At 47.8% G+C, this 4155-nt stretch carries 3 protein-coding genes; 2 read left to right on the top strand and 1 reads right to left on the bottom strand.

Annotated features, from left to right (window positions below):
- Positions 1–962 (bottom strand): DUF3352 domain-containing protein (locus tag Q0R35_RS11635; RefSeq protein WP_295617976.1); only part of this gene is annotated, 962 nt, incomplete at its 3' end.
- A 335-nt stretch (positions 963–1297) separates the two neighbouring features.
- Between Q0R35_RS11635 and Q0R35_RS11630 the strand changes: the two genes are divergently transcribed.
- Positions 1298–2347, top strand: coding sequence for a J domain-containing protein (locus tag Q0R35_RS11630; protein ID WP_295617973.1), 1050 nt, complete (start codon positions 1298–1300; stop codon positions 2345–2347).
- A 235-nt stretch (positions 2348–2582) separates the two neighbouring features.
- A partial coding sequence (gene mutS, locus Q0R35_RS11625) for a DNA mismatch repair protein MutS (protein WP_295617979.1) occupies positions 2583–4155 on the top strand: 1573 nt, incomplete at its 3' end.

Here is a 4155-nt window from a genome sequence, read left to right as displayed (position 1 = left end):
TGCGCCGCCGCGATTTTATTAACCTCCGTCCAAACTTGGCTCAAACCCGTACCGCCAACGATGGCAAAGGTATCTACGGGAAAACTGCCGATCGCTTTATTAGCGGTACTGGGTAGCTGTAGAGTGGTACCATCGGTTTTGGCAACAAACTTCATCCTAATTCCCGCATCGTCGATCGCAATTCCGCCGCCGAGAGATTGAATTTTCTTCAATTGTTCGAGGGTGGCGGCATCTAGCGGCATCGGTTGTTTGCCTGACTTAAATAATTGCTGAACGGTTTGGATATAGTTGGGAATATAAAAAGCCGCAATCGGTTGTTTGAGTCCGAGGGTATCGGCTTTAAACCAATCGTTACCCGCTTTACTAGCCAGCGATGGTTGTCCTTTGGCAGTATCGATCGCTAATTCTAGCGACTTTTGTTCGGGTGCGACAACTAATCGATCGTTAACAATCGCGCTAAAGGTTTCGCTGCTACCCTTACCAGAATCGGTGATTTTGACACCTTTATAGTCGATTTCTTTAGTCGGTTCTTTGCTTTGAGCTTTGAGTTTATTAGAAAAATCTAGGGCTTTGATTTTATCTTTAATGCCGATGGCAATTAACACATGCGGCTGCGCCGAAGCATTACCGCTACTATCTGGAAGAATAGCAAACATGGTATTACCCAGCCACGGCTGAATATCAGTAGCAAAATCCATTTTACTTTGAGCCAAAAACTTTTGTTGCGCCTCGGTTACTTGCGCCGTAATAATTTTTTGGGCGGCGGGAGTCCCAAATTTTTGCAACTTCGCCCAAGCTTCAGAGTCGTTGGAAACATAAGCCACCATCATGGCATCGGCGGGAATGACTCCAGCCAAATCGCTAGGATTACTTTCGCCTGTATAGATGTATTTATAAGCGGCAAATCCCGCACCAGCAGCTCCGACTAATAATGCCGCCGCCGCAATTCCTTTTTTAGACATAATATATTTTAGATTTTTGGTATAAATTCGCCGAGTGATTAACTGGGGAACATTTGCAAGCATGTATCGATCCGATTCAATCGTTGGCGAAGCCTCTGTGCAAGAGAATCGACAGCTAATTCCGGAAAGCTACTACCAACTTACGATCGATAACCCACATCCTGCCACTGTCAGGTGCATAATCGCTGAAATATTGTCCAATCATCGAATCTTAGCGTCAGCACTTTGACTGAATCTATTTTAACAAACGCGGTGAACAGCGGAGCCATTTAACACCCGATCGAATAACTGGATTAGAATAGTGCAGTTGCGATCTTCAACTACTGTAACCATCTATGGCTCGAACAGCTAAATCTACAACCACTCGCCAGACTGTCGCTCCTACTAGTGTTGCTGCTAGTTCCGATATGTTAGCACTTTCCGATCTGCGGATTCGGTTAGAGTTTTTAGAGCGAGATAACGAGAAATTACTCAAGCAAATTGCCAAAAAACGCACCGAGCTAAATAATTTAATCGCTAAAATTCGAGAAATTGGCGTAGAAGTAGCCCAACGGAGCGCGCCGATTCTCCAGCAACTGTTAGAACTAGACGAGAAAATTCATGCTGTATTTACAGAGCTTTTCAGCGGTAAAAAGCTAGGCAAACAAACGCGCAAAAATATTGAGAAAATTTACTACACCCTGCAAATATCGGGGTTGATTAGCTCTAAATCAATCGATTTTGATGACGACGAGCCAGCAGAAGTAGATGAAGATGAATGGGATGCTGAAGATTTTTTCGGTCGCCAACGCCGATCGTCTTTTAACACAGAATCCGAGCCACCCCAACTCGACAGAGACGAGTTAAAAAAGATTCGCCAGATCTTTCTGAAATTAGCCGATGTCTTTCACCCCGACAAAACGCTCGACGACCACGATCGCGAATATCGGACGGAAGTAATGAAAGAAATCAATCAGGCATACGAGTCTGGAGATTTAGCTAAGTTGCTCGCGATCGAGAAAAAACACGATCTGGGCGAAATTATCGATCGCGATAATGAAGACGATCTAACCCGCCGCTGTGCGCGAATCGAACGAGAGAATGAATTTCTAAACAGTCAATTTGCTAACCTCAAGCAAGAAATTAGTCAAACTAAAAAGACCCCCGAAGGATCGATCGTCGCAGAGTATAAAAAGATGACCAAACACGGTCTAGATCCGATCGGCGAAATGGTATCCGAAACCGAGTCGCAGATTAAGGTCATTGCCGAAATTCATCAATTTGTCATCGATTTTCGCGACCGCAAGATAACGATTAAAGATTTTATGAAAGGCCCTGCATCTTTTCAACAAATGCAACAAGTATCATCCGAAGAAATATTGATGGAGTTATTCGCGCAGTTTTAATGCCGAGCGACACAAAAAACTCCTGAAACCTCGACAAATCGTAGGTTGGGTTGCGATCGAGCAAAACCCAACTAACACACCAACACCACAAAGCCTCACCAGCAAAATACCGTAGCTTAACGCAAACCTGCTTCAGTACATAAATATTGGTGTTAATCTGGATCTGCAAGTATTCTAAAAATTGCCACAGCAATCGCGCCTGAATACCTCACACCTCACCTCACATCCCACTTCCATGACCGATAATACTCCCGACTTGACTGGTATTCGCACGAGCCATCAAATTCGCAACGCCGATTATCGTCTGCTCGATCGAACCAAACTGTCGCCAATGTATCAGCATTACGTTGAGGTGAAGGAACAGTATCCGCACGCCTTGTTGCTGTATCGGTGTGGGGACTTCTTTGAAACTTTTTTTCAGGATGCAATCACGATCGCGCGGGAGCTGGAACTGGTACTGACGAGTAAAGAAGGTGGTAAAGAAATCGGGCGCGTGCCGATGACTGGCGTACCGCATCATGCAGTCGATCGGTACTGTGCGATTTTAGTCGAAAAAGGTTACGCGATCGCCATGTGCGACCAGATGGAAACCGCCGCCGAAGCCGCAGGTAATTTAGTCAAGCGGGAAGTCGTGCGGGTGCTGACTCCAGGGACGATTCAGGAGGAGGAAATGCTCCAAGCGCGGCGGAATAACTTTCTCGCTGCGATCGTGCTTGTCGGCGATAATTGGGGACTGGCTTATACAGACATCTCTACAGGCGAATTTCTCACTACCCAAGGTACCGATTTAGAAGTCCTCACCCAAGAATTAATGCGGCTCCAACCGCCCGAAATCCTGATTCCCGTCGCCGCACCCGATCTCAACCGCCTCTTACGTCCGGGGGAATCTTCCGACTTACTCCCCACCAGTCTGCCCAATTGCTTCTGTTATGCTATGCGCCCTCTGGCACCATTTACGCTCCCAGAAGCCAAGCAACGGCTGATGGACACCTTCAAAATGCGATCGCTAGAATCTTTGGGGTGCGCGCCGTTTCCGCTGGCTGTACGGGCGGCTGGCGGCTTATTAGAATATCTCGAAGCCACCCAAAAAGGGAATCCCGTTACCCTGCAACCCTTACGCACCTATTCACTCGGCGATTATCTAGTATTCGATCGTCAGACTTGTCGCAACCTCGAAATTACTCAAACTATGCGGGATGGCTACTTTCAAGGCTCCTTACTCTGGGCGTTAGACAAAACCTGCACCGCAATGGGCGGACGCGCCCTGCGCCGCTGGCTCTTGCAACCCTTACTCGATATCAATTCGATTAATAAACGCCAAGATACCATTCAAGAACTCGTCGAACACACATTCCTGCGTCAAGATCTCCAGCAACTGCTCAAGCAGATCTATGATATCGAACGCCTATCGGGCAAAGCCGCATCGGGACGCGCCAACGCCCGCGATTTAGTCGCCCTCGCCGACTCCTTCCTCAAACTCCCCGAACTCGCCAGCATCGCCAGCAAAGGCAAATCCCCCTTCCTCAAAATCCTCCACCACGTCCCCGCCGAACTCGAAGCCTTGGGACAACAAATCGCCGCGCACCTAGTCGAACACCCACCTCAACACCTCAAAGAAGGCGGTATCATTCGATCGGGCATCCATCCCCAACTCGACGAAATGCGCGCCGGAGCAGCAGGCGATCTCCAGTGGATTGCCAATTTAGAAGCGATCGAGCGCGAACGCACCGAAATTGCTAATCTCAAAGTAGGCTTTAACAAAACCTTCGGTTACTACATCAGCATCTCCCGCCTCAAAGCCGACCAGG

It is taken from the genome of Chamaesiphon sp. GL140_3_metabinner_50 (assembly GCF_025361915.1).
GTDB lineage: Bacteria > Cyanobacteriota > Cyanobacteriia > Cyanobacteriales > Chamaesiphonaceae > Chamaesiphon.
The sequence above is the reverse complement of the archived record's forward strand: the minus strand, read 5'-3'. Positions and strand labels throughout refer to the sequence as shown.